Consider the following 19,275-nt stretch of genomic DNA (forward strand, 5'->3'; position numbering starts at 1 on the left):
TCGGTGGTTCTCAGGCCAGCAGCAGGCTTTTTTCGATGGGCCAGCTCAGCCAGACCTTCGAGCCCTGCTCCAGGCGCGAGGCCTGGTGGTCGGCGTGCACCGCCAGGCTCATGGGCAGTGCGCCCTCGGCGGCGGTGGCCAGGCCCAGCTCGGTGCTGGCGCCCTGGTAGGTCTTGGCGGTGAGTACGGCCTGCACCACGTTGTGACCGGCGGTGGTCGGCGGCGCGCTGTGCAGTTGCATGTGTTCCGGGCGCACCGCCAGCAGCGGGGCGGCGGCCTGCAGGGCGGGCGAGTACCCGGCGCGCAGCTCGGCTTCGCCGAAGCGCCCGCAGGCCAGCTCGCCGGCGCGACCCACCTGGGTCAGCGGGAACAGGTTCATCTTGCCGAGAAACTCGGCGACGAAACGGTTGTTCGGCTGGTTGTAGATGGTTTCCGGTGCGTCGACCTGGGCCAGTTGGCCACGGTTGAAGATGGCGATGCGGGTGGACAGGGCGAGGGCTTCGTTCTGGTCGTGGGTGACGAAGACGAAGGTGGTGCCGACCTGGCGGTGGATGCGCTGCAGTTCCGCCTGCAGTTGCTCGCGCAGGTTCTTGTCCAGGGCGGAGAGGGGTTCGTCGAGGAGCAGCATGTCCGGCTCGAACACCAGGGCGCGGGCGATGGCCACGCGCTGCTGCTGGCCGCCGGAGAGTTCGCCGGGGCGCTTGCCCAGGTGTTCGCCCAGGCCAACCACTTCGAGCATGCGGCGCACGCGGCGGTTGCGTTCCTCGGGTTTCACGCCGCGAATCTTCAGCGGGAAGGCGACGTTGTCCTCGATGCTCATGTGCGGGAACAGGGCGTAGCCCTGGAACACCATGCCAAAGTTGCGCTTTTCGGCGGGGCGTTTGGTGATGTCGATGCCGCCTTCTTCCAGCTTGCCGCGGGACGGGTCCTGGAAGCCGGCGAGGATCATCAGGAAGGTGGTCTTGCCCGAGCCGGACGGGCCGAGGAGGGTGAGGAACTCGCCTTGCTGGATATCGATGGACACTGAGTCCAGCGCGTTGAAACTGCCGTAGCTCTTGCCGATGCCCATGGCACGAAGTTGGGGCTGTCGCTCCACTGCACTTACCTCGATTTCTTGTTCTTGTTCGAAGCGACCACCGACGATCAGGGTAAAAATCGGCAGCCTTTTTTTAATGCAGTATTGTTAAATCTCTCTCCGCTTCAATCGCGTTTTTTCGCCCTTATTGTTCGAAATCATTCACCAATCAGCGCGTTGCGACCGCCCTGGCGGAACTGTTCGGACATGCGCAGTTCGGCCTTCATCCAGGCCTTGAAGGCCCGTATGTCGGGGCGTTCGGACTTCGCCGGGTCGGTGACGAAGTAGTAACGGTTGGGCGGTTCGATGGCGACGTTGAACAGGCGCACCAACTGCCCCTTGGCCATGGCGTCGCCGCTGACCAGCGCATCCCCCATCGCCACGCCTTGCCCGGCGATGGCCGCCGACTGCACCAGGTGCGCGTCGGAGAAGACGATGCCGTTGCGCACGTTGAGGTCCTTTACCCCGGCCGCCGCTGTCCAGAGCAGCCAGTCCGAGTGGTCGACCATGTGCAGGAAGGGCAGGCTGGCGAGGTCTTCCGGCGAGTCCAGGCCACCAATGGAATTGAGCAGCGACGGGCTGCATACCGGGAAGGTGTCGAGGGTGGCGATCAGGTCGACGTGCAGGTCCGTCCAGTCGCCCACGCCGTAGGCGATGAACAGGTCGACGTCGCGGTTGCTGACGTCGTCGGGAATCCGTGGCGAGACCAGGTTCAGCTCCACCTGTGGGTGGGCGCGCTGGAATTTGCCGATCTGGTGGCATAGCCAGTAGGTGGCGAAGCCGGGCGTGCAGCTCACGCACAGGCGGCCGGAGACTTCCTCGGCATTGGCGAAGCGCCGCGCCTCGTTGAGGATCGCCAGGGCGCGCTGGGTTTCACGGGCGAAGCATTCGCCGTGGTAGGTCAGCGCGATACCGCGGCCGACCCGTTCGGTGAGGGCAATGCCCAGGCAGTCTTCCAGGCTGTGCAGCTGGTGGCTGACGGCGCTGCGGGTCAGGCTCAGCTCGCTGGCAGCGCCCGACAGGCTGCCCAGGCGGGCGACGGCGTCGAGCACGCGCAGGGCGGTCATCGAGGGGAAACGCATGGCTCACTCCAAACGGCGAAGTGAGGCCTTTATCCCTGAGTGGGGCGGTGGTGTCGAGTGGGGGCGGGTACGGGGGGAGAGGTGGCGCGCTGGCGCAATACTCAGGAGCCGGTCTGCTTTGATGAATTCCGCCGCGATGGATTTCGCGGACAAGGTCCGCTCCTACGAGAGCCCTTCCGCTCTGGCTTCAGCTCTTGAGGGCTTCCAGAGAAATTTCCGCGCGCGCCGGGGCGCCCCTTCAGGAGGCCGAGTGGAGTCGGAGTTTCAGGGGTTGAGCGGCATGGATGCCGCGAGAGCCGCGATGGGCCAGGGATGGCCCTTCGCGGCGGGCCCCTGAAACTTCGATGTAACGAGGGAACCCCGGCGAAGCCGGGGCCGGATGATGGGGCAGAGACTTTTGCCTACTTTGCGTCGTTTGGCAAAGTAGGTCGCCCGAGGGGGCGAAACAAAATCTATCAGCACACGCCGAAGCGGCGCAGAAACACCCAACCCCGTAAGCGGCGGATAACGCCTCAGGCGTTGTTCGCCCAACGAAAAGCAAGAGCATCGCGGACGGAGTCCGCTCCTACGTCAGCGGGTCACGCGGAGTCATTCTGTAGGAGCGGGATCAGCCAATCAGCGCAACTTCTCCATCATCTGGTAGTACCACATCCCCGCCGCCAGCATCGGGTTGCCGAACACGTCGCCCATGGGCACGCGGATGTGCTTGCACTGGGCGAAGGTGTCGAACTTCTCCAGGTCGCCGGTCATCGCCGTGGCCATGATCTCGCCCATGATGTGGGTGGTGGCCACACCGTGGCCGGAGTAGCCCTGGCAGTACCAGACGTTCTCCGACAGCTTGCCCAACTGCGGGATGCGATTCATCACGATGCCCATGGCGCAGCTCCACTGGAACTCGATGTCCACGCCCTTGAGCGCCGGGAAGGTGCGCTCGATGCACGGGCGCAGTTCACCGGCGATGTCGCGGGAGTCGCGACCGGAGTAGTTGGCGCCGCCGCCGAACAGCAGGCGGCCGTCGCCGGTCATGCGGTAGTAGTCGAGCACGAAGCGGCAGTCGTAGACGGCCAGGTCCTGCGGGTTGATGCGCTTGGCCAGTTCGCCCAGCGGCTTGGTGGTGACGATGCCGCCCATGGCAGGGAAGATCATGCCCTTGAGCTGCTTGCGTTCGAGCTTGTGGTAGACGTCGCCGGCCAGCATCACCTGTGCGGCGTTGATCCGCCCGCCCGAGGTGACCACCGCCGGACGTGGGCCGTGGATGATGTCCAGCACCTCGGAATGCTCGAAGATCAGCGCGCCCAGGCTGGCGGCGGCCTTGGCCTCGCCGATGCACAGGTTGAGCGGGTGCAGGTGCATGTTGCGGGTGTTCTTGATGGCGCCGCAGTAGAGATCGGACTCCAGGTGCGCACGCACGCCGGCGCCGTCCAGCAGGCTGATCTCGTCGCCCATGCCACGGCGCTTGGCTTCTTCATAGGAAGCTTTCAGTTCGTCCATGTGCGAGGGCTTCATGGCCGCGTGCAGGTGGCCGAATTTCAGGTCGCACTGGATGCCGTATTTCTCCACGCGGCTCTTGATGATCTCGTGGCCGCGCCAGCGCAGGTGCCAGATGAAGTCGTCGACGTCGTCGCCCAGCCACTGGCGCATCTGCTTGCTCATGGCGGCATCGCCCGAGAGGCTGCCCGTGACCTGTCCGCCGTTGCGCCCGCTGGCGCCCCAGCCGACCTTGTTGGTCTCGACGATGGCCACCTTGTAGCCACGCTCGGCCAGCTCCACGGCGGTGGCGACGCCGGTGAAGCCGCCGCCGATGATGGCGATGTCGACGTTCACCTCGCCTTGCAACGTGGGGTAGTGGGTTTCCTCGTTGAGGCTGGCGGAGTAGTAGGACTTCGCGCGCTCGGGGGCGGGGGTGGCGGGGTTCAGTGCGGCGTTCATTTTTCGTGTTTCCTTGTTGTTCCTTTCCCTCTCCCTAACCCTCTCCCTGAAGGGAGAGGGGACTGTTCGGAGCGAGAGGTTAAGTCGTCGTTTGCCGGCAGCTTTATCGCATCAAGTGATGCAGACGCTATCGCGGCACGGATACTCCCTCTCCCTTCAGGGAAAGGGCTGGGGAGAGGGGCTATTCAAGTCTTCCAGCACAGCCCTCACGCCTGCGTCAGATACCAGCGCCAATCCTGCTCGCCGACCTCGCCCATGAACTGGCGGTATTCGGCCTGCTTGACCTTCAGGTAGACGCCGAGGAACTCATGCCCCAGCGCATCCCGCGCCCAGCTGGAGCGCTCCAGCGCGCGTAGCGAGGTGAGCCAGTCGGTGGGCAGCAGCTCCTTGGCCTGGGCATAGCCGTTGCCTTCCACCGGCGCACCCGGATCGATGGCCTCGCTGATGCCACGATGAATGCCGGCGAGAATGGCGGCGGCCGCCAGGTAGGGGTTCGCATCGGCGCCGCAGATGCGGTGCTCCACATGCCGGGTATGCGCCGGGCCGCCCGGTACGCGCAGGCTGACGGTACGGTTGTCGCAGCCCCAGGTCGGCGCCAGCGGCGCATAGCTGTTGGCCTGGAAACGGCGGTAGGAGTTGGCGTTGGGGCAGAACAGCAGCAGCGAGTCGAGCAGGCTCTTCAGCATGCCGCCCACGGATTGGCGCAGCAGCGGGGTGCCGGCCGGGTCTTCGCTGGCGAACAGGTTGTTGCCTTCGGCATCGGCCAGGGAAACATGCATGTGCATGCCGGTGCCGGCCAGGTCGTCGAACGGCTTGGCCATGAAGCAGGCCTGCATGCCGTGCTTGTGCGCCACGCCTTTGACCAGGCGCTTGTAGCGCACGGCCTGGTCCATGGCGGTGAGGGCGTCGCCGTGCTCCAGGGTGATCTCCACCTGGCCCGGCGCGTACTCGGAAATCGCCGTGCGCGCCGGGATACCCTGGGCCTTGCAGGCGGCATAGAGGTCGGCGAGGAACGGCTCGATCTGCTCCAGCTCGCGCAGGCCATAGACCTGGGTGGCGCGCGGGCGGCCGCCGTCGGCGTCCAGCGCCGGTTGGGGGCGGCCGTTGGCGTCGCGCTTGGCGTCCAGCAGGTAGAACTCCAACTCGCAGGCCATCACCGGGTGGTAGCCGGCGGCCTTGAGGCCGTCGATCACATGGATCAGCACGTGGCGCGGGTCGGCGATGTCCGCCGGCTTGCCTTCCTCGGGGTGCATGCTGACCTGCACCGCCGCCGTGGGAATCTGCCGCCAGGGCAGGCGCACCAGGCTGCCGGCCAGCGGATAGGCGCGGCAGTCGATGTCGCCGACGTCCCAGACCAGCCCGGAATCCTCCACATCCTCGCCATGGATCGTGAGGCCGAGGATGGTGCTGGGCAGCGGCCGGCCGGACTGGTACACGGCGAGCAGTTCCTCGCGGTGCAGCAGCTTGCCGCGCGGCACGCCGTTGGCGTCGAGGATGAACAGCTCGACCATTTCGATGTCGGGGTTCTGGGCCAGGAAATCCTGGGCTTCTTGCACGGAGGCGAAATTCATGGGGCTCTCGATAGCATCCAGCCGGATGCGCTGACGACCTGCAGGCCAGGGCCGCACCAGGTGTGCGGGGATAAAGGCGGGCAAGCGATGCAACGGGCTACGTCTTGTTCGAGGAGGGCGTGGCCATCCTTGAGCGTAGTTCCGTCGATGGAGTCCGGGCGCGGTGGCCCGTCAGCGGCTGGCGCTATCCGGTGGACGCGCGTGGCGGCAGTGCCAGAGCGCCCAGAAGGCCAGTTCGAGAGGCAGGGTCAGCGGTTGCAGTTCGAGCCAACGGGCATGTTTGCGCGGCAGACGGGTAGCGTTGCCGGCCTTGAGGGCGGCGACGGTATCCAGCGGTGCGGGCGAAACGAGCAGGTGCATGTTGGGCGGGATGGCTGACGATGCAATCAGCCTCGCACAGGCTCATGCGTTTATTAAATGTGATTTTCAAGATGCTTGGATTTTAAAAATCGAAACTGAATGCCTGGGTCTGGCACCGGGAGCGCCGATCCAGAGGCGCTACGGATGATTGAATGCAGCCGGTCGCGTGCGTCGATGGGAAATCGAGCCTCCCCTACACTGGGAACATCTTTCGTCAGGACCGGGCTCGCCCATGTGCCGTATCGTCTTCGCCCCCTCGATCCAGCGCCACGTTGCGCTGGAGGAGCGCGAGCTGTCGGCGCCGACGCTGAAGGCGGCGCTGGAGATGGTATTCGCCGAGGCGCCGGCCCTGCGCGGCTACCTGCTGGACGACCAGGGCGGGCTGCGCCGGCACCTGACGATCTTCATCGACGGCCTGCGCCTGCGCGATCGCGCCCGCCTGAGCGATGCGCTGGCGGCGGATAGCGAGGTCTATGTGGTGCAGGCCCTGAGCGGCGGCTGAGGAGGCGGCTATGGATGATCGATTGCTGGTGGCGACCCGCAAGGGGTTGTTCACCTTTCAGCGTGACGTGAATGGCTGGCAGGAAACGCGTCGCGAGTTCCTGGGCGAGCCCCTGAGCGTGGTGCTGGCCGACCCCCGCGATGACACCCTGTATGCCGCGCTCAACCTCGGTCACTTCGGCTGCAAGCTGTGGCGCCAGCGGCCCGGCGAGGACTGGCAGGAAGTCGCCGTACCGGTCTACCCGCCGCAGCCCGACCCGCTGCCAACGCCGAAGGAGGGCGACGCTCCCCCCGCGCCCTGGACCCTGCAGCAGATCTGGTGCCTGGAAACCGGTGGCGCCAGCGAGCCGGGCGTGCTCTGGGCCGGGACCATTCCCGGCGGACTGTTCCGCAGCGCGGATGGCGGCGACAGCTGGGAGCTGAACCGCCCATTGTGGGACCGCCCCGAGCGCGCCCGCTGGTTCGGCGGTGGCTACGACTGGCCGGGCATCCATTCGGTCAGCGTCGACCCGCGCGATAGCCGGCACCTGACGGTCGGCGTGTCCTGCGGCGGCGTCTGGCAGAGCGACGACGGTGGCGCCAGCTGGCGCAACACCACGGTGGGCATGTACGCCGACTACATGCCGCCGGAGCTGCGCGAGGACGGCGCCATCCAGGACCCGCACCGCCTGGTGCAGTGCCCGGCACAACCGGACCGCCTGTGGGTGCAGCACCACAATGGCATCTTCACCTCCACCGATGGTGGCGCGCGCTGGCACGACGTGCAGGCCGAACCTTCCAGCTTCGGTTTCGCCGTGGCGGTGCACCCGACCCAACCGGATACCGCCTGGTTCGTGCCGGCGGTGCAGGATGTCTGCCGGGTGCCGGTGGACGGCCGCTTCGTGGTCACCCGCACCCGCGATGGTGGTGCCAGCTTCGAGGTGCTGGACAGCGGTCTGCCGCAGGGCCCGGCCTTTGACCTGGTGTATCGCCACGGCCTGGCGGTGGACGACGAGGGCACCTGTGTGGCGATGGGTTCCACCACCGGCGGCCTGTGGCTGTCGGAGAACGGCGGCGACCATTGGCAGTGCCTGTCGGCCAACCTGCCGCCGATCTATTGCGTGCGCTTCGGCTGATTTTTGCGCCGCTCCTGTTCGCGGACCTCCCGTGGCTTCATGCGGTGGTCGAAGTAGTTGATCGCGGTGCCGAACACCACGATGGCGATGAGGATGGTCAGGCCGATGTGCAGGGGTTCCATGAGTGTGTCTCCTTGAACGACGGGGTCAGCGCGCCTGGCCGCGCCGCTTGAGCTCCAGGCGGCGGATGAACTCTTCCAGCACCTGGCGGTAGAGATCGTCCCTGAGGCAGGCGTCCTCGATGCCGGCGTCGAGGTTGGGGTTGTCGTTCACTTCGATCACCACCACCTCGCCGCCGACCTCCTTGAGGTCCACCCCGTAGAGGCCGTCTCCGATCAGGCTGGCGGTCTTCTGCGCCAACTCCACCACCGCGCGCGGCGCGTCCTGCACCGGCAGCGTGCGGCATTCGCCGATCACCTCGCCGCCGGCCTTGTGATTGACGATCTGCCAGTGCCCGCGCGACATGAAGTACTGGCAGGCATAGATCGGCTTGCGGTTGAGGATGCCGATGCGCCAGTCGTAGTCGGTGTAGAGAAACTCCTGGGCGAGCAGCAGCACCGAGTGCTCGAACAGTTCCGTGCTGACGCTGTGCAGCTGCTGGACGTTCTCCACCTTGTACACGCCGCGGGAGAAGCAGCCGTCGGGGATCTTCAGCACCAGCGGAAAGCCCAGGCGCTGCCCGACGCGCTCCAGTTCCTGCGGGTTGTCCTTGTAGAGGATTTCCGTATCCGGCATGCCCAGGCCGTGGCTGCGCAGCAGGTCGGTGAGGTAGACCTTGTTGGTGCAGCGCAGGATCGAGGTGGGATCGTCCATCACGATCAGCCCCTCGCTCTCGGCCTTCTTGGCGAAGCGGTAGGTGTGGTCGTCGACGTGGGTGGTCTCTCGGATCAGCAGGGCGTCGTACTCGGCCAGGCGGGCGTAGTCCTTCTTCTCGATCAGCTCGATGTCGATGCCCAGCTTGCCGCCGACGCGGATGAAGTTCTCCAGCGCGAGGGCGTTGGACGGCGGCAGGGTTTCCGCCGGGTTGTGCAGGATCGCCATGTCATAGCGCGCCAGGCGCCGCGAGTTGGGTTGGCGCCAGATGCGCCGGCTGAAGCCGTCAAGGGCATCGGCGAAGGCGTCTTCCTGGCTGCCCCGCAGCTTGTGCAGGGCGCCGGCGCGGATGCCCGCGATGTGCCAGGCATCGGTACGGCGAAAATCCACCAGCAGGATGGGGCAGGGGAAGGCCTCGAACAGCTGGCGGGCGATCTCCTGCAGCGGCTCCAGGTCAGTACGGCCGAAGTACAGACTGAGGGTGAAGCCGTCGGTGCTGGCGCAGGGATGCTGGGCGAGGGCTTTTTCCAGGGACTTTTCCAGGTCGTCCAGGGCCAGCCCGTAGAGCGATTTCTTCGCCAGTTCGCTCAGGGTGCGCACCGAGGGAATCACTTTATGGCCGCGAGCTTCGGCCAGCAACGAACAATAATAACCATGACCGAGATATTTATAGTTGCGGCACAAGTTGATCACTTGAATACGCTTGCCTTGTTCGAACTGATGCGAATCTTCAAGGTATTCGCGAGCGCTCAACATATCTTCGCTGGGAATATAGGAAGCCCAGTCTTCCTTGCGCTCGACGATGATCAGTATCTGGCTTGAATTGCGTGCTGAAGGCGGCTCTGCAGTGGCATCGGCGATGACCGAGAGGGCACTTGAATTGAACTTTTGCTGGAAGTTGGTGTGTAGCGAAGACATTGTTAACGGACCTGTCTGGAAGTTGCCGTGACTCTATTAAGCATCAACTTCTGGAAATGTCCCGGTTCATTACGAAAGTTTTACGGAGAGTCCATGTCGCTATTATATCGCCTTGCCACACAGGCCGATTTGCCAAGGTTGCGGCAACTGGAAGAATGCACGTTCGAGCAGGACCGCCTGAGCGTGCGCAGCTTCCGCCGGTTGATCGGCGCAGCGAGCGCAGAACTGGTGGTCGCCGACGGAGAGGGTGAGCTGCTGGGCTATGCCTTGCTGCTGTATCGGCAGGGCTCAAGCGTGGCGCGTCTGTATTCCCTGGCAATTTCCTCGCAGGCGCGCGGGCAGGGCCTGGGCAGCGGGTTGCTGGAGCAGGTGGAGCGGCGTGCCGCGAGCCGTGGCTGCGCCGTATTGCGGCTCGAGGTACGGGTCGACAACGCCGTTGCCATCGGTCTTTACGAGCGGCGCGGGTATCGGCGTTTCGGGCGCACGGCGGGTTATTACGCTGATGGCGCCGATGCCTGGCGCTACGAGAAGCCGTTGATCTGACAGGACGTTGCGGGGCTGGCCAGGGCATGTAAAACAATCTATAAAAATATAGATTGTTTATTTGTAGATCGTTGCCATGACCGCTACCACGCTCGACCCCGCCGACGCCCAGCGTCTGCACCAGTCCGCCGAATCCGCCTGCCAGTTGCTCAAGGCCCTGGCCAATGCGGATCGCCTGATGCTGCTCTGCCAACTGGCCCAGGGCGAAATGAACGTCGGGGAGCTGGAAGCCTGCACCGGCATCGCCCAGCCGACCTTGTCGCAACAACTGGCGGTGCTGCGCCGCGAGGCGCTGGTGGAAACCCGTCGCGAGGGCAAGCAGGTCTACTACCGCATCGCCAGCCAGCAGGCACTGGCGGTGATCGAGACCCTGTATCGGCTGTTCTGCGCGGAGGACGCGAAGTGATCGACTGGAGCAACTTCACACCCTGGAGTGCCCTGGCCGGGGGCGCGCTGATCGGACTGTCGGCGGGGCTCTTCGCCGTGCTCGACGGGCGCATCGCCGGTATCAGCGGTCTGCTCGGAGGCCTGTTCAAACGCGCCGCGTGGGGCGGCGAGGGGCCGCTGTTCCTGCTTGGCCTGCTGGTGGCGCCCCTGCTGTGGGCGGTGCTGCGGCCGCTGCCGGAGATCCGTTTCGAGGCGGGTTGGACGACCCTGCTGCTGGCTGGGCTGCTGGTCGGGGTCGGCAGCCGTTTCGGTTCCGGCTGCACCAGCGGGCACGGCGTCTGCGGCCTGTCGCGGCTGTCCGGCCGTTCCCTGGTGGCGACGCTGTGTTTCATGGCCACCGGCTTCATCACCGTATTCGTCCTGCGTCACCTGCTGGGAGCCTGAAACATGGGCAAGATCGTCGCGTTTCTGGCCGGACTGCTGTTCGGCATCGGCCTGCTGCTGGCGGGCATGGCAAACCCGGCGAAGGTGCTGGGCTTCCTCGATCTCGCCGGACACTGGGACCCGTCGCTGGCGCTGGTGATGGTCGCCGCCATCGGCACGGCGTTGCCGTTCTTCGCCTGGGCGCGGCGGCATGATCGGGCGCTGCTGGGCGGCGCCATGCAGTTACCCAGGCGTCGCGACCTGGATGGCCAACTGGTCGGCGGCAGCCTGTTGTTCGGCGTGGGCTGGGGCATCGCCGGCATCTGCCCGGGGCCGGCCCTGGTGACCTTCGCCGCCGGCTACTGGCAGGGCGCGCTGTTCTGCCTGGCCATGCTGGTGGGCATGGGGCTGCATGCCGGCTACGAATGGCAACGTGACGCGAAGAGGAGACCCGCATGAGCGCCACTATCCAACCTTTCTTCGATCCTGCGACGTCCACCTACAGCTATGTGGTGGCCGACTCCGGCACCGGGCGCTGCGCCATCATCGACCCGGTGCTCGACTACGACGCCGCCGCCGGGCGCATCGGCTACGCCAATGCCCGGAGCATCCGCGACTACGTGCGCGAACAGGGCCTGACGCTGGAGTGGCTGCTGGAGACCCACCTGCACGCCGATCACCTGTCCGCCTCGGCCTGGCTCAAGGGCGAACTGGGCGGCCGGATGGCCATCGGCTCCAACACCTCCCAGGTGCAGCGAACCTTCGCCGGGCTGCTCAACCTGGGCGTGGAGTTTCCCTGCGACGGCAGCCAGTTCGATCACCTGTTCAGCGATGGCGAACGCTTCTTCATCGGCGAACTGGAGGCCGAGGCGCTGCACACGCCGGGTCACACGCCGGCGTGCATGACCTATCGGATCGGCGATGCCGCCTTCGTCGGCGACACCCTGTTCATGCCCGACTACGGCACCGCCCGCTGCGATTTCCCCGGCGGCGATGCGCGCCAGTTGTACCGCTCCATCCAGCGGCTGTTCGCGTTGCCCGCCGACACCCGGCTGTTCATGTGCCACGACTACCTGTCGGCGCATCGGGAGGAGCATGAGCACCAGACCACCGTCGCACGGCAGCGCCAGAACAACGTGCACGTGCATGACGGCGTGGACGAGGAGAGCTTCGTCAGCATGCGCCAGCAGCGCGATGCGACGCTCCACGCGCCAGCGCTGATCTGGCCGTCGATCCAGGTGAACATGCGCGGTGGAGCTTTGCCGGAAGCGGAAGCCAACGGCGTGCGCTATCTGCGGATTCCGCTGGATCGGATGTAACGGCTTCGCGAGCAAGGACTGGGCGTCCCCCTCGGTCCTACGAAGAGCTGGTCGTATGCGCTTGCTGTAGGAGCGAGCGTGCTCGCGAACCGCCCAAGTCCGGCGCTGCCGGGAGTCCGATCACGGACAGGGTCCGCTCCTACGAGATGCATCTGCGCTCGGGTCGGCCCTCACCGTAACCCTCTCCCAGGGGGAGAGGGGACCGTCCGGAGCAGGATGAAACCACTCTGTCAGCCGGCACGATCTGGCTCCCTCTCCCTGAGGGAGAGGGCTGGGGTGAGGGGGAAAGCCCTGGCACAGATTCAGCCGGGACAAGACAGTTGCTCCTACGAAAGCCTACTCTCGAGCGCATCGTTGCGCGGTGGGTCCGCTTGTGTAGGAGCGAGCTTGCTCGCGAACAGCGCCGGGACGAGCGCTATAGCAACAAACTGCGAATATCCCCCAGCAACTCGCCCAATCGTCTGGTAAACCGCGCTGCCGCCGCGCCATTGATCACCCGGTGGTCGTAGGACAGCGACAGCGGCAGCATTAGCCTCGGCTGGAAGGCCTTGCCATCCCAGACCGGCTGCATGGTCGCCTTGCTCACGCCGAGGATCGCCACTTCCGGGGCGTTGACGATGGGCGTGAAGCCGGTGCCGCCGATATGCCCCAGGCTGGAGATGGTGAAGCAGGCGCCCTGCATGGCGTCGGCGGAGAGCTTCTTGGTGCGCGCTTTCTCGGCCAGTTCGGCGGCTTCGATGGCCAGTTGCAGCAGGCCCTTGCGGTCGACATCGCGGATCACCGGCACCAGCAGGCCATCCGGCGTGTCCACGGCGAAGCCGATGTGCACGTACTTCTTGCGGATCAGCGCCTTGCCGCTGGGGGCCAGCGAGCTGTTGAAGTCCGGCAGCTCGCGCAGCAGATGAGCACAGGTTTTCAGCAGGATCGGCAGGATGGTCAGTTTGGTTCCCGCCTTTTCCGCTGCAGCCTTCTGCGCGATGCGGAAGGCTTCCGCTTCGGTGATATCGGCCGACTCGAACTGGGTCACGTGCGGCACGTTCAGCCAGCTGCGGTGCAGGTTGGCGGCGCCGACCTGCATCAGGCGGGTCATGGCGACTTCTTCCACGTCGCCAAACTTGCTGAAGTCCACTTCCGGAATTGGCGGAATGCCCGCGCCGCCGGTAGCACCAGCGGGGGCCGATTTGCTGCGCTGCAACTGTTCCTTGACGAACAATTGCACGTCTTCCTTGAGGATGCGGCCTTTCGGGCCGGTGCCCTTCACCTGTGCCAGTTCGACGCCGAACTCGCGGGCGACCATACGCACGGCGGGGCCGGCGTGGACCTTGGCGCCGTCGCGGCTGGGGGCTCCGACCGGGGCAACGTCGGGCGCCCTGGGCGGCTCGGCTTTCTGCGGGGCGGCCGGTTTCTCGGCGCTCGGTGCTGGAGCCTGGGCTGGCGCGGTGCTGCCGGCGACTTCCAGCTCAAGGATTTCATCGCCTTCCTTGAGGGTGTCGCCGATCTTCACCTTGATCGCCTTCACCACGCCGGCCCTGGGCGCGGGAATCTCCATGCTGGCTTTGTCCGACTCCAGCGTCAGCAGGCTCTGGTCGGCGGCGATGCTGTCGCCGACCTTGATCATCAGTTCGATGACCTGGCCTTCGCCATTGCCGATATCCGGCACTCGGATGGTTTCCACGCCGCCACTGGCGGAGACCGGAGTCGTTGCGGCAGCGGGCGCGGCGGGTTTTTCTGCCGGCGCCGGGGCGGAGGCGGGTGGTGCGCTGGCGGCCGACGCGCCGCCTTCGGTTTCCAGTTCGAGGATGTCGTCGCCTTCCTTGAGGGTGTCGCCGACCTTCACCTTGATCGCTTTCACCACGCCGGCTTTCGGCGCGGGGATTTCCATGCTGGCCTTGTCGGATTCCAGCGTCAGCAGGCTCTGGTCGGCGGCGATGCTGTCGCCGACCTTGACCATCAGCTCGATGATCTCGCCTTGGCCGTTGCCGATGTCCGGCACCTTGATGGTTTCCACGCCGCCACCGCCCGAAGGGGCAGGTTGCGGCGCCGCTGTGGCAGCGGGCTTGGGTTCTTCAGCCACGGGCTTGACCGGTTCCTCGGCCCTGGTCTCGGCGGCGCCGCCTTCGGCCTCCAGTTCGAGGATGTCATCGCCTTCCTTGAGAGTGTCGCCGACCTTCACCTTGATGGCTTTCACCACGCCGGCGCGGGGGCAGGGGATTTCCATGCTGGCCTTGTCGGACTCCAGGGTCAGCAGGCTCTGTTCGGCTTCCACGCGGTCGCCGACCTTGACCAGCAGTTCGATGACCTCACCCTGGCCGTTGCCGATGTCGGGTACGCGAATAGTCTCGCTCACTGTGCCTCTCCTCAGCAGTCCAGCGGATTGGGTTTCTCGGGATCGAGACCGAACCTGGCGATGGCCTCGGCCACCACCTTGGGTTCGATGTCGCCACGGTCGGCCAGGGCTTCCAGGGCGGCCAGCACCACCCAGTGACGGTCCACCTCGAAGAAGTGGCGGAGCTTGGCGCGGGTATCGCTGCGGCCGAAGCCGTCGGTGCCCAGCACCTTGTACTCCTTGCTCGGCACCCACTGGCGGATCTGCTCGGCGTAGACCTTCATGTAGTCGGTGGAGGCGATCACCGGCCCCCGGCGCCCGCCCAGGCATTCCTCGACATAGCTGGACCTGGGCTTCTGGCCCGGATGCAGGCGGTTCCAGCGTTCCACCGCCAGGCCGTCGCGGCGCAGTTCGTTGAAGCTGGGCACCGACCAGACGTCGGCGCCGATGCCGAAGTCCTCGCGCAGGATCTTCGCTGCTGCCTCGACCTCGCGCAGGATGGTCCCGGAGCCGAGCAACTGCACGTGGTGAGCGGCCGATCGACGGTCCTCGTCGAGCAGGTACATGCCCTTGATGATTCCGGCCGCGGCGCCTTCGGGCAGCGCCGGGTGGGGGTAGTTCTCGTTCATCACGGTGATGTAGTAGAAGACGTCCTGCTGCTCTTCCATCATCTGCCGCACGCCTTCCTGGATGATCACCGCCAGCTCGTAGGAGTAGGTCGGGTCGTAGGTGCGGCAGTTGGGGACCACCGAGGCCAGCACGTGGCTGTGACCGTCTTCGTGCTGCAGGCCTTCGCCGTTCAGGGTGGTGCGTCCGGCGGTGCCGCCGAGCAGGAAGCCGCGGGTCAGGCTGTCGCCGGCGGCCCAGGCCAGGTCGCCGATGCGTTGGAAGCCGAACATCGAATAGAAGATGTAGAACGGCAGCATCGGCTGGCGGTAGTTGCTGTAGGCGGTGCCGGCGGCGATGAAGGAGGACATGGCGCCGGCCTCGGTGATGCCTTCTTCGAGGATCTGGCCCTTCTTGTCCTCGCGATAGAACATCAGCTGTTCCTTGTCGACCGGTTCGTAGAGCTGGCCCACCGAGGAGTAGATGCCGAGCTGGCGGAACATGCCTTCCATGCCGAAGGTGCGCGCCTCGTCGGGGATGATGGGCACGATGCGCGGGCCCAGCTCCTTGTCCTTGACCAGCTGCGAGATGATCCGCACGAAGGCCATGGTGGTGGAAATTTCGCGGTCGCCGGTGCTGTCGAGCATGGCCTTGAGGGTGTCGAGTGGCGGAGTCGGAATGCGCTGGCTATTGCCGTGGCGGTGGGGCATGAAGCCGCCGAGGGTCGTGCGCCGCTCCTTCAGGTAGCGCGCTTCGGCGCTGCCTTCCTCGGGGCGGTAGAAGGGCAGCTTGGCGAGGTCGTCGTCGCGGATCGGGATGTCGAAGCGGTCGCGGAAGGCGCGCAGGCTGTCGACGTCGATCTCGTGGATGTTGTGGGCGATGTTCTTCGCCTCGCCCGTGCCGGTGCCGTAGCCCTTGATGGTCTTGGCCAGCACCACACTGGGTTGGCCCTTGTGGTTCACCGCCGCGTGGTAGGCGGCGTAGACCTTGTACGGGTCATGGCCGCCCCGGTTGAGCTTCCAGATTTCCTCGTCGGAGAGGTCCTTGACCATCTCCAGCAGCTCCGGCCGTGCACCGAAGAAATGCTCGCGGACGTAGGCCCCGTCCTTGGCCTTGTAGTTCTGGTAGTCGCCGTCCACCGCCTCGTCCATCCGCGCCTGCAGCAGGCCGGCGTGGTCCTTGGCGAACAGCGGGTCCCAGAAGCGGCCCCAGATCACCTTGATCACGTTCCAGTTGGCGCCACGGAACACGCCTTCCAGCTCCTGGATGATCTTGCCGTTGCCGCGCACCGGGCCGTCCAGGCGCTGCAGGTTGCAGTTCACCACGAAGATCAGGTTGTCGAGCTTCTCGCGCCCGGCCAGGGAGATCGCGCCGAGGGATTCGGGTTCGTCGGTTTCGCCGTCGCCCAGGAAGCACCAGACCTTCTGCTTGCCGGCGGGAATGAAGCCGCGGCTTTCCAGGTACTTCATGAAGCGCGCCTGGTAGATCGCCTGGATCGGTCCCAGTCCCATGGACACCGTGGGGAACTGCCAGAAGTGCGACATCAGGCGCGGGTGCGGGTAGGAGGAGAGGCCCTTGCCGTCCACCTCCTGGCGGAAGTTCACCAGTTGCTCGTCGCTGACCAGCCCCTCGATGTAGGCGCGGGCGTAGATGCCCGGTGAGGCGTGGCCCTGGAAGTAGATCAGGTCTCCGGCGTGCTCCTCGGTGGGACCGTTGAAGAAGTAGTTGAAGCCGATGTCATAGAGGGTCGCCGAGGAGGCGAAGGTGGAGATGTGGCCGCCCAGCGACGGGTCCTTGTGGTTGGCGCGCATCACCATGGCCAGGGCATTCCAGCGCACCAGCGAACGGATGCGGCGCTCCATGAACAGGTCGCCGGGCATGCGCGCCTCGTGCCCGGCCGGGATGGTGTTGCGATAGGGGGTGGTGATGGCGTAGGGCAGTTGGGTGCCGGTGCGGCTGGCCAGCTCGCCGAGGCGGGTCATCAGGTAGCGGGCGCGGTCTTCACCTTCCTTTTCCAGTACGGATTCCAGCGCGTCCAGCCATTCCTGGGTTTCCACGGGGTCGATATCGTGCATGGTCAGGGGTCCTGGTTACGGGGTCGGCTCTACGCTATGCCGGCTCCGGGGCCAGTCCCACCGCCAGGTTGGCGCGAAGGCAGAAGTCCGCTAACGAACTTCGCTGCCTGCCGCCGGCACGCGCGCGTGGGTTAGAGCTTAGACAGCCCGGGCGCGACTGTCGGCGCAGGTCGTCGAGTCAGGACGTCGCAGCGCCGGGTATCAGCGTGTGCCGTCCAACCTCAGATCCTCGCCCCGTGCCCATTGCGCCGCCACCAGTCGATTGCGGCCGCCCTGCTTGGCCTGGTAGAGCAGCCGGTCCACTGCCGCTACGAAGTCCAGCGGACGATCGCCCGTGTGGGGCACAGCGGTACCGACGCCGAGGCTGATGGTCAGCAACGGCGCGACACGGGATTGTTCATGGGCGATGCGCTGCTCGCGGATGACGCGGCGGCAGCGTTCGGCGATCTGGCTGGCCGCCTCGCTATCGGTTTCCGGCAGCACCAGGACGAACTCCTCACCGCCAAAGCGGGCGATGAAGTCGCGCGGTCGGTGCAGCGCGCCGGCCAGTGCCTTGCCGACGCTGCGCAGGCAGTCGTCGCCCTGGACGTGGCCGTAATGGTCGTTGTACTGCTTGAAGTAGTCGATATCCAGGAGGATCAGCGACAGCGGCTGGCCGCTGCGCTGGGCGCTGGCCCATTCGGTTTCCAGCACCGAGTCGAACATGCGCCGGTTGGCCACGCCGGTCAGGCCGTCCTTGTAGGAGTATTCCTCCAACTGGCGCTGGAGCATGATCAGCTGTTCCTCGGCTCGCTTGCGCTCGCTGATGTCGAACATGAAGCCGACCAGCGAATCCACCTCGCCGTTGTCGTCGCGCACCACGTGCACCACGTCGCGAATCCACACGTAGTCGCCAGCGGCGGTGAGGGCGCGGTAGTCGGCCTCGTGGTCGGTGCCTTCGCGCGACTGCGACACGCAGAAGCCCACGACCCGCTCGCGGTCCTCGGGGTGCATGCGCTCGGCCCAGTCGTTGGCGCTGACCCAGCTGGACTGGCTCCAGCCCAGCAGCGCTTCGATCTGCGGGCCGATGTAGGCGAAGGTCATGGTCTTCCAGTCGATCTTCCAGGGAATGGCCCGGGTCGATTCGAGCAATGTCTTGTAAACCGCGCTGTCGGTGGGGGCGTCGTACTGCATGGGTATCTGCGCTGCCTGATAGCAAAGTGCCTTGTTTATACCGTACTCCCGTGTCCGCCCGCATGTCGCCGGGCGACAGCGCGACTCTCCCTGCGCGCCTTGCCGACGGGCGGTCGCCCGCTCGCGCATCAGCGTCCGCGTGCCGTTCTGGCCGGCATAGCGGTTGGTAACGGCATCTTCAGCAATTCATGACGCCTTCTTCACAAGCCCGGCGCTACGTTTCCCCCCGGCCCGACATCTGTCGATGAGCAGTGCGGTGCAGGCCCCAAGGATGGGCCGGGTCTCGGTGTGCCCCAGGGCATGGCCGGGGTGGGCAGGGACGCAGCCTTGTATGCCAGCCAGCGGAAATGAATGTTCAATGCCTCTCTTCGCCCGGAACGTGCGACGACTCCTCGCAAAGCGCTTGCTGGTGCTGCCCCTCGTGGTGCTCGTCCTGGGGCTGATCAGCGGCTTCTGGCTCATCCGTCCGCCGGCCGCCGAGAACATCGCGCATGACCCGGCCAGCCTCGACGCGCTGCGCGAGCACTGGCGCAAGGGCGACCTGATCGTCCTGGTGCGCCACGCCGAGCGTTGCGACCGCTCCAGCTCTCCGTGCCTGGCTTCGCCCGAGGGCATTACCGTTCGCGCCGGGGCCGCTGCCCATGAGCTGGGCGAACACTTCCGCGTGCTCGGCCTTGCCGACAGCGACATCCTCAGCAGCCCGAAGATCCGCGCTGAACAGACCGCCGCCTCGATGTTCGGCCAGGCGCCGGCGCAGCAGGAATGGCTGGCCAGCTGCAAGGGTTCGATGCTCAACGATGCCCGGCAACACAAGCTCCCCCACCGCAACCTGATCCTGGTGACCCACAGCGAGTGCATCGAGGATCTGGAGGCCACCGTCAGCATCGCCGAACCGGCGACGCCCGACTACGCGTCGTCGCTGTTCCTCATCAGCGATGGCAGCACCTCACCCAAGCTGCTCGGCTACCTGGACGCTGATCAATGGGCGGCCGTCGCGCCGATCCGTTGATCCGTTGATCCGGCCGGGACCTGCATACCCGCAATACGTTTCTATCTGCC

General features: G+C 65.8%; 18 protein-coding genes. 8 read left to right on the forward strand and 10 right to left on the reverse strand.

Annotated features, from left to right (window positions below):
- Window positions 1–10: 10 nt before the first annotated feature.
- From O6P39_RS10150 to O6P39_RS10170, 5 genes are all read right to left on the reverse strand, one after another.
- Complete coding sequence (locus tag O6P39_RS10150; protein ID WP_275611206.1) at window positions 11–1,096, reverse strand: ABC transporter ATP-binding protein; 1,086 nt, start codon at window positions 1,094–1,096, stop codon at window positions 11–13.
- 137 nt (window positions 1,097–1,233) lie between these two features.
- The gene (locus O6P39_RS10155) at window positions 1,234–2,157 is read right to left on the reverse strand and encodes a LysR substrate-binding domain-containing protein (RefSeq protein WP_275611207.1); all 924 of its coding nucleotides are present in this window, start codon (window positions 2,155–2,157) and stop codon (window positions 1,234–1,236) included.
- A 615-nt stretch (window positions 2,158–2,772) separates the two neighbouring features.
- Entirely contained in the window at window positions 2,773–4,086 is a 1,314-nt protein-coding gene (locus O6P39_RS10160; RefSeq protein WP_275611208.1) for an FAD-binding oxidoreductase, read from the reverse strand.
- A 206-nt stretch (window positions 4,087–4,292) separates the two neighbouring features.
- Window positions 4,293–5,657 carry a glutamine synthetase family protein gene (locus tag O6P39_RS10165; protein ID WP_275611209.1) on the reverse strand — a complete coding sequence of 455 codons (1,365 nt, stop codon included), beginning with the start codon at window positions 5,655–5,657 and terminating at the stop codon, window positions 4,293–4,295.
- A 171-nt stretch (window positions 5,658–5,828) separates the two neighbouring features.
- On the reverse strand, window positions 5,829–6,017 hold the full coding sequence (locus tag O6P39_RS10170; RefSeq protein WP_275611210.1) for a hypothetical protein: 189 nt from the start codon (window positions 6,015–6,017) through the stop codon (window positions 5,829–5,831).
- A 232-nt stretch (window positions 6,018–6,249) separates the two neighbouring features.
- On the opposite strand from O6P39_RS10170, the gene O6P39_RS10175 reads away from it, so the two are divergent.
- Entirely contained in the window at window positions 6,250–6,519 is a 270-nt protein-coding gene (locus tag O6P39_RS10175) for a MoaD/ThiS family protein (protein ID WP_275611211.1), read from the forward strand.
- Between the two features lie 10 nt (window positions 6,520–6,529).
- Window positions 6,530–7,633, forward strand: coding sequence for an exo-alpha-sialidase (locus O6P39_RS10180; RefSeq protein ID WP_275611212.1), 1,104 nt, complete (start codon window positions 6,530–6,532; stop codon window positions 7,631–7,633).
- On the opposite strand, the gene O6P39_RS10185 is transcribed toward O6P39_RS10180, so the two are convergent.
- Together O6P39_RS10185 and O6P39_RS10190 are read right to left on the reverse strand one after the other, a co-directional pair.
- A complete protein-coding gene (locus O6P39_RS10185) occupies window positions 7,612–7,755 on the reverse strand; it encodes a hypothetical protein (protein WP_275611213.1) in 144 nt (47 codons plus the stop codon). The two genes, O6P39_RS10180 and O6P39_RS10185, sit on opposite strands and share 22 nt — an antisense overlap.
- Before the next feature lie 25 nt (window positions 7,756–7,780).
- On the reverse strand, window positions 7,781–9,364 hold the full coding sequence (locus O6P39_RS10190; protein WP_275611214.1) for a RimK family protein: 1,584 nt from the start codon (window positions 9,362–9,364) through the stop codon (window positions 7,781–7,783).
- A gap of 27 nt (window positions 9,365–9,391) precedes the next feature.
- Here O6P39_RS10190 and O6P39_RS10195 point away from each other — a divergent pair, with 27 nt between their 5' ends.
- The 5 genes from O6P39_RS10195 to O6P39_RS10215 all read left to right on the forward strand — a co-directional run bounded on the left by O6P39_RS10195 (window position 9,392) and on the right by O6P39_RS10215 (window position 12,036).
- Entirely contained in the window at window positions 9,392–9,907 is a 516-nt protein-coding gene (locus tag O6P39_RS10195; RefSeq protein ID WP_275611215.1) for a GNAT family N-acetyltransferase, read from the forward strand.
- Window positions 9,908–9,983: 76 nt separating this feature from the next.
- Window positions 9,984–10,313, forward strand: coding sequence for a metalloregulator ArsR/SmtB family transcription factor (locus O6P39_RS10200; RefSeq protein ID WP_275611216.1), 330 nt, complete (start codon window positions 9,984–9,986; stop codon window positions 10,311–10,313).
- On the forward strand, window positions 10,310–10,738 hold the full coding sequence (locus O6P39_RS10205) for a YeeE/YedE thiosulfate transporter family protein (RefSeq protein WP_275611217.1): 429 nt from the start codon (window positions 10,310–10,312) through the stop codon (window positions 10,736–10,738). Before O6P39_RS10200 ends, O6P39_RS10205 begins: the two co-directional genes overlap by 4 nt.
- Before the next feature lie 3 nt (window positions 10,739–10,741).
- Window positions 10,742–11,176, forward strand: a complete 435-nt coding sequence (locus O6P39_RS10210; protein WP_275611218.1) for a DUF6691 family protein — start codon at window positions 10,742–10,744, stop codon at window positions 11,174–11,176.
- Entirely contained in the window at window positions 11,173–12,036 is an 864-nt protein-coding gene (locus O6P39_RS10215; protein WP_275611219.1) for an MBL fold metallo-hydrolase, read from the forward strand. The genes O6P39_RS10210 and O6P39_RS10215 overlap by 4 nt, the downstream gene beginning before the upstream one ends.
- Window positions 12,037–12,451: 415 nt before the next feature.
- Here O6P39_RS10215 and aceF read toward each other — a convergent pair whose 3' ends face one another.
- The 3 genes from aceF to O6P39_RS10230 all read right to left on the reverse strand — a co-directional run bounded on the left by aceF (window position 12,452) and on the right by O6P39_RS10230 (window position 18,216).
- Complete coding sequence (gene aceF / locus O6P39_RS10220) at window positions 12,452–14,383, reverse strand: dihydrolipoyllysine-residue acetyltransferase (RefSeq protein WP_275611220.1); 1,932 nt, start codon at window positions 14,381–14,383, stop codon at window positions 12,452–12,454.
- A gap of 11 nt (window positions 14,384–14,394) precedes the next feature.
- A complete protein-coding gene (aceE, locus tag O6P39_RS10225; protein WP_275611221.1) occupies window positions 14,395–17,043 on the reverse strand; it encodes a pyruvate dehydrogenase (acetyl-transferring), homodimeric type in 2,649 nt (882 codons plus the stop codon).
- 201 nt (window positions 17,044–17,244) lie between these two features.
- Window positions 17,245–18,216, reverse strand: coding sequence for a sensor domain-containing diguanylate cyclase (locus O6P39_RS10230; protein ID WP_275611222.1), 972 nt, complete (start codon window positions 18,214–18,216; stop codon window positions 17,245–17,247).
- Window positions 18,217–18,625: 409 nt separating this feature from the next.
- On the opposite strand from O6P39_RS10230, the gene O6P39_RS10235 reads away from it, so the two are divergent.
- Window positions 18,626–19,225: a histidine phosphatase family protein gene (locus O6P39_RS10235; protein WP_275611223.1), complete on the forward strand. Its 600-nt coding sequence runs from the start codon at window positions 18,626–18,628 to the stop codon at window positions 19,223–19,225.
- Window positions 19,226–19,275: the final 50 nt, after the last annotated feature.

Source organism: Pseudomonas sp. PSE14, from assembly GCF_029203285.1.
Lineage (GTDB): Bacteria > Pseudomonadota > Gammaproteobacteria > Pseudomonadales > Pseudomonadaceae > Pseudomonas.

What these genes read in the sequence shown, in the direction of transcription:
- O6P39_RS10190 (WP_275611214.1), bottom strand. Translation starts at nt 9,364, where the DNA reads ATGTCTTCGCTACACACCAACTTCCAGCAAAAGTTCAATTCAAGTGCC.
- O6P39_RS10165 (WP_275611209.1), bottom strand. Translation starts at nt 5,657, where the DNA reads ATGAATTTCGCCTCCGTGCAAGAAGCCCAGGATTTCCTGGCCCAGAAC.
- O6P39_RS10210 (WP_275611218.1), top strand. Translation starts at nt 10,742, where the DNA reads ATGGGCAAGATCGTCGCGTTTCTGGCCGGACTGCTGTTCGGCATCGGC.
- aceE (WP_275611221.1), bottom strand. Translation starts at nt 17,043, where the DNA reads ATGCACGATATCGACCCCGTGGAAACCCAGGAATGGCTGGACGCGCTG.
- O6P39_RS10200 (WP_275611216.1), top strand. Translation starts at nt 9,984, where the DNA reads ATGACCGCTACCACGCTCGACCCCGCCGACGCCCAGCGTCTGCACCAG.
- O6P39_RS10160 (WP_275611208.1), bottom strand. Translation starts at nt 4,086, where the DNA reads ATGAACGCCGCACTGAACCCCGCCACCCCCGCCCCCGAGCGCGCGAAG.
- O6P39_RS10155 (WP_275611207.1), bottom strand. Translation starts at nt 2,157, where the DNA reads ATGCGTTTCCCCTCGATGACCGCCCTGCGCGTGCTCGACGCCGTCGCC.
- O6P39_RS10215 (WP_275611219.1), top strand. Translation starts at nt 11,173, where the DNA reads ATGAGCGCCACTATCCAACCTTTCTTCGATCCTGCGACGTCCACCTAC.
- O6P39_RS10230 (WP_275611222.1), bottom strand. Translation starts at nt 18,216, where the DNA reads ATGCAGTACGACGCCCCCACCGACAGCGCGGTTTACAAGACATTGCTC.
- O6P39_RS10180 (WP_275611212.1), top strand. Translation starts at nt 6,530, where the DNA reads ATGGATGATCGATTGCTGGTGGCGACCCGCAAGGGGTTGTTCACCTTT.
- O6P39_RS10185 (WP_275611213.1), bottom strand. Translation starts at nt 7,755, where the DNA reads ATGGAACCCCTGCACATCGGCCTGACCATCCTCATCGCCATCGTGGTG.
- O6P39_RS10170 (WP_275611210.1), bottom strand. Translation starts at nt 6,017, where the DNA reads ATGCACCTGCTCGTTTCGCCCGCACCGCTGGATACCGTCGCCGCCCTC.
- O6P39_RS10175 (WP_275611211.1), top strand. Translation starts at nt 6,250, where the DNA reads ATGTGCCGTATCGTCTTCGCCCCCTCGATCCAGCGCCACGTTGCGCTG.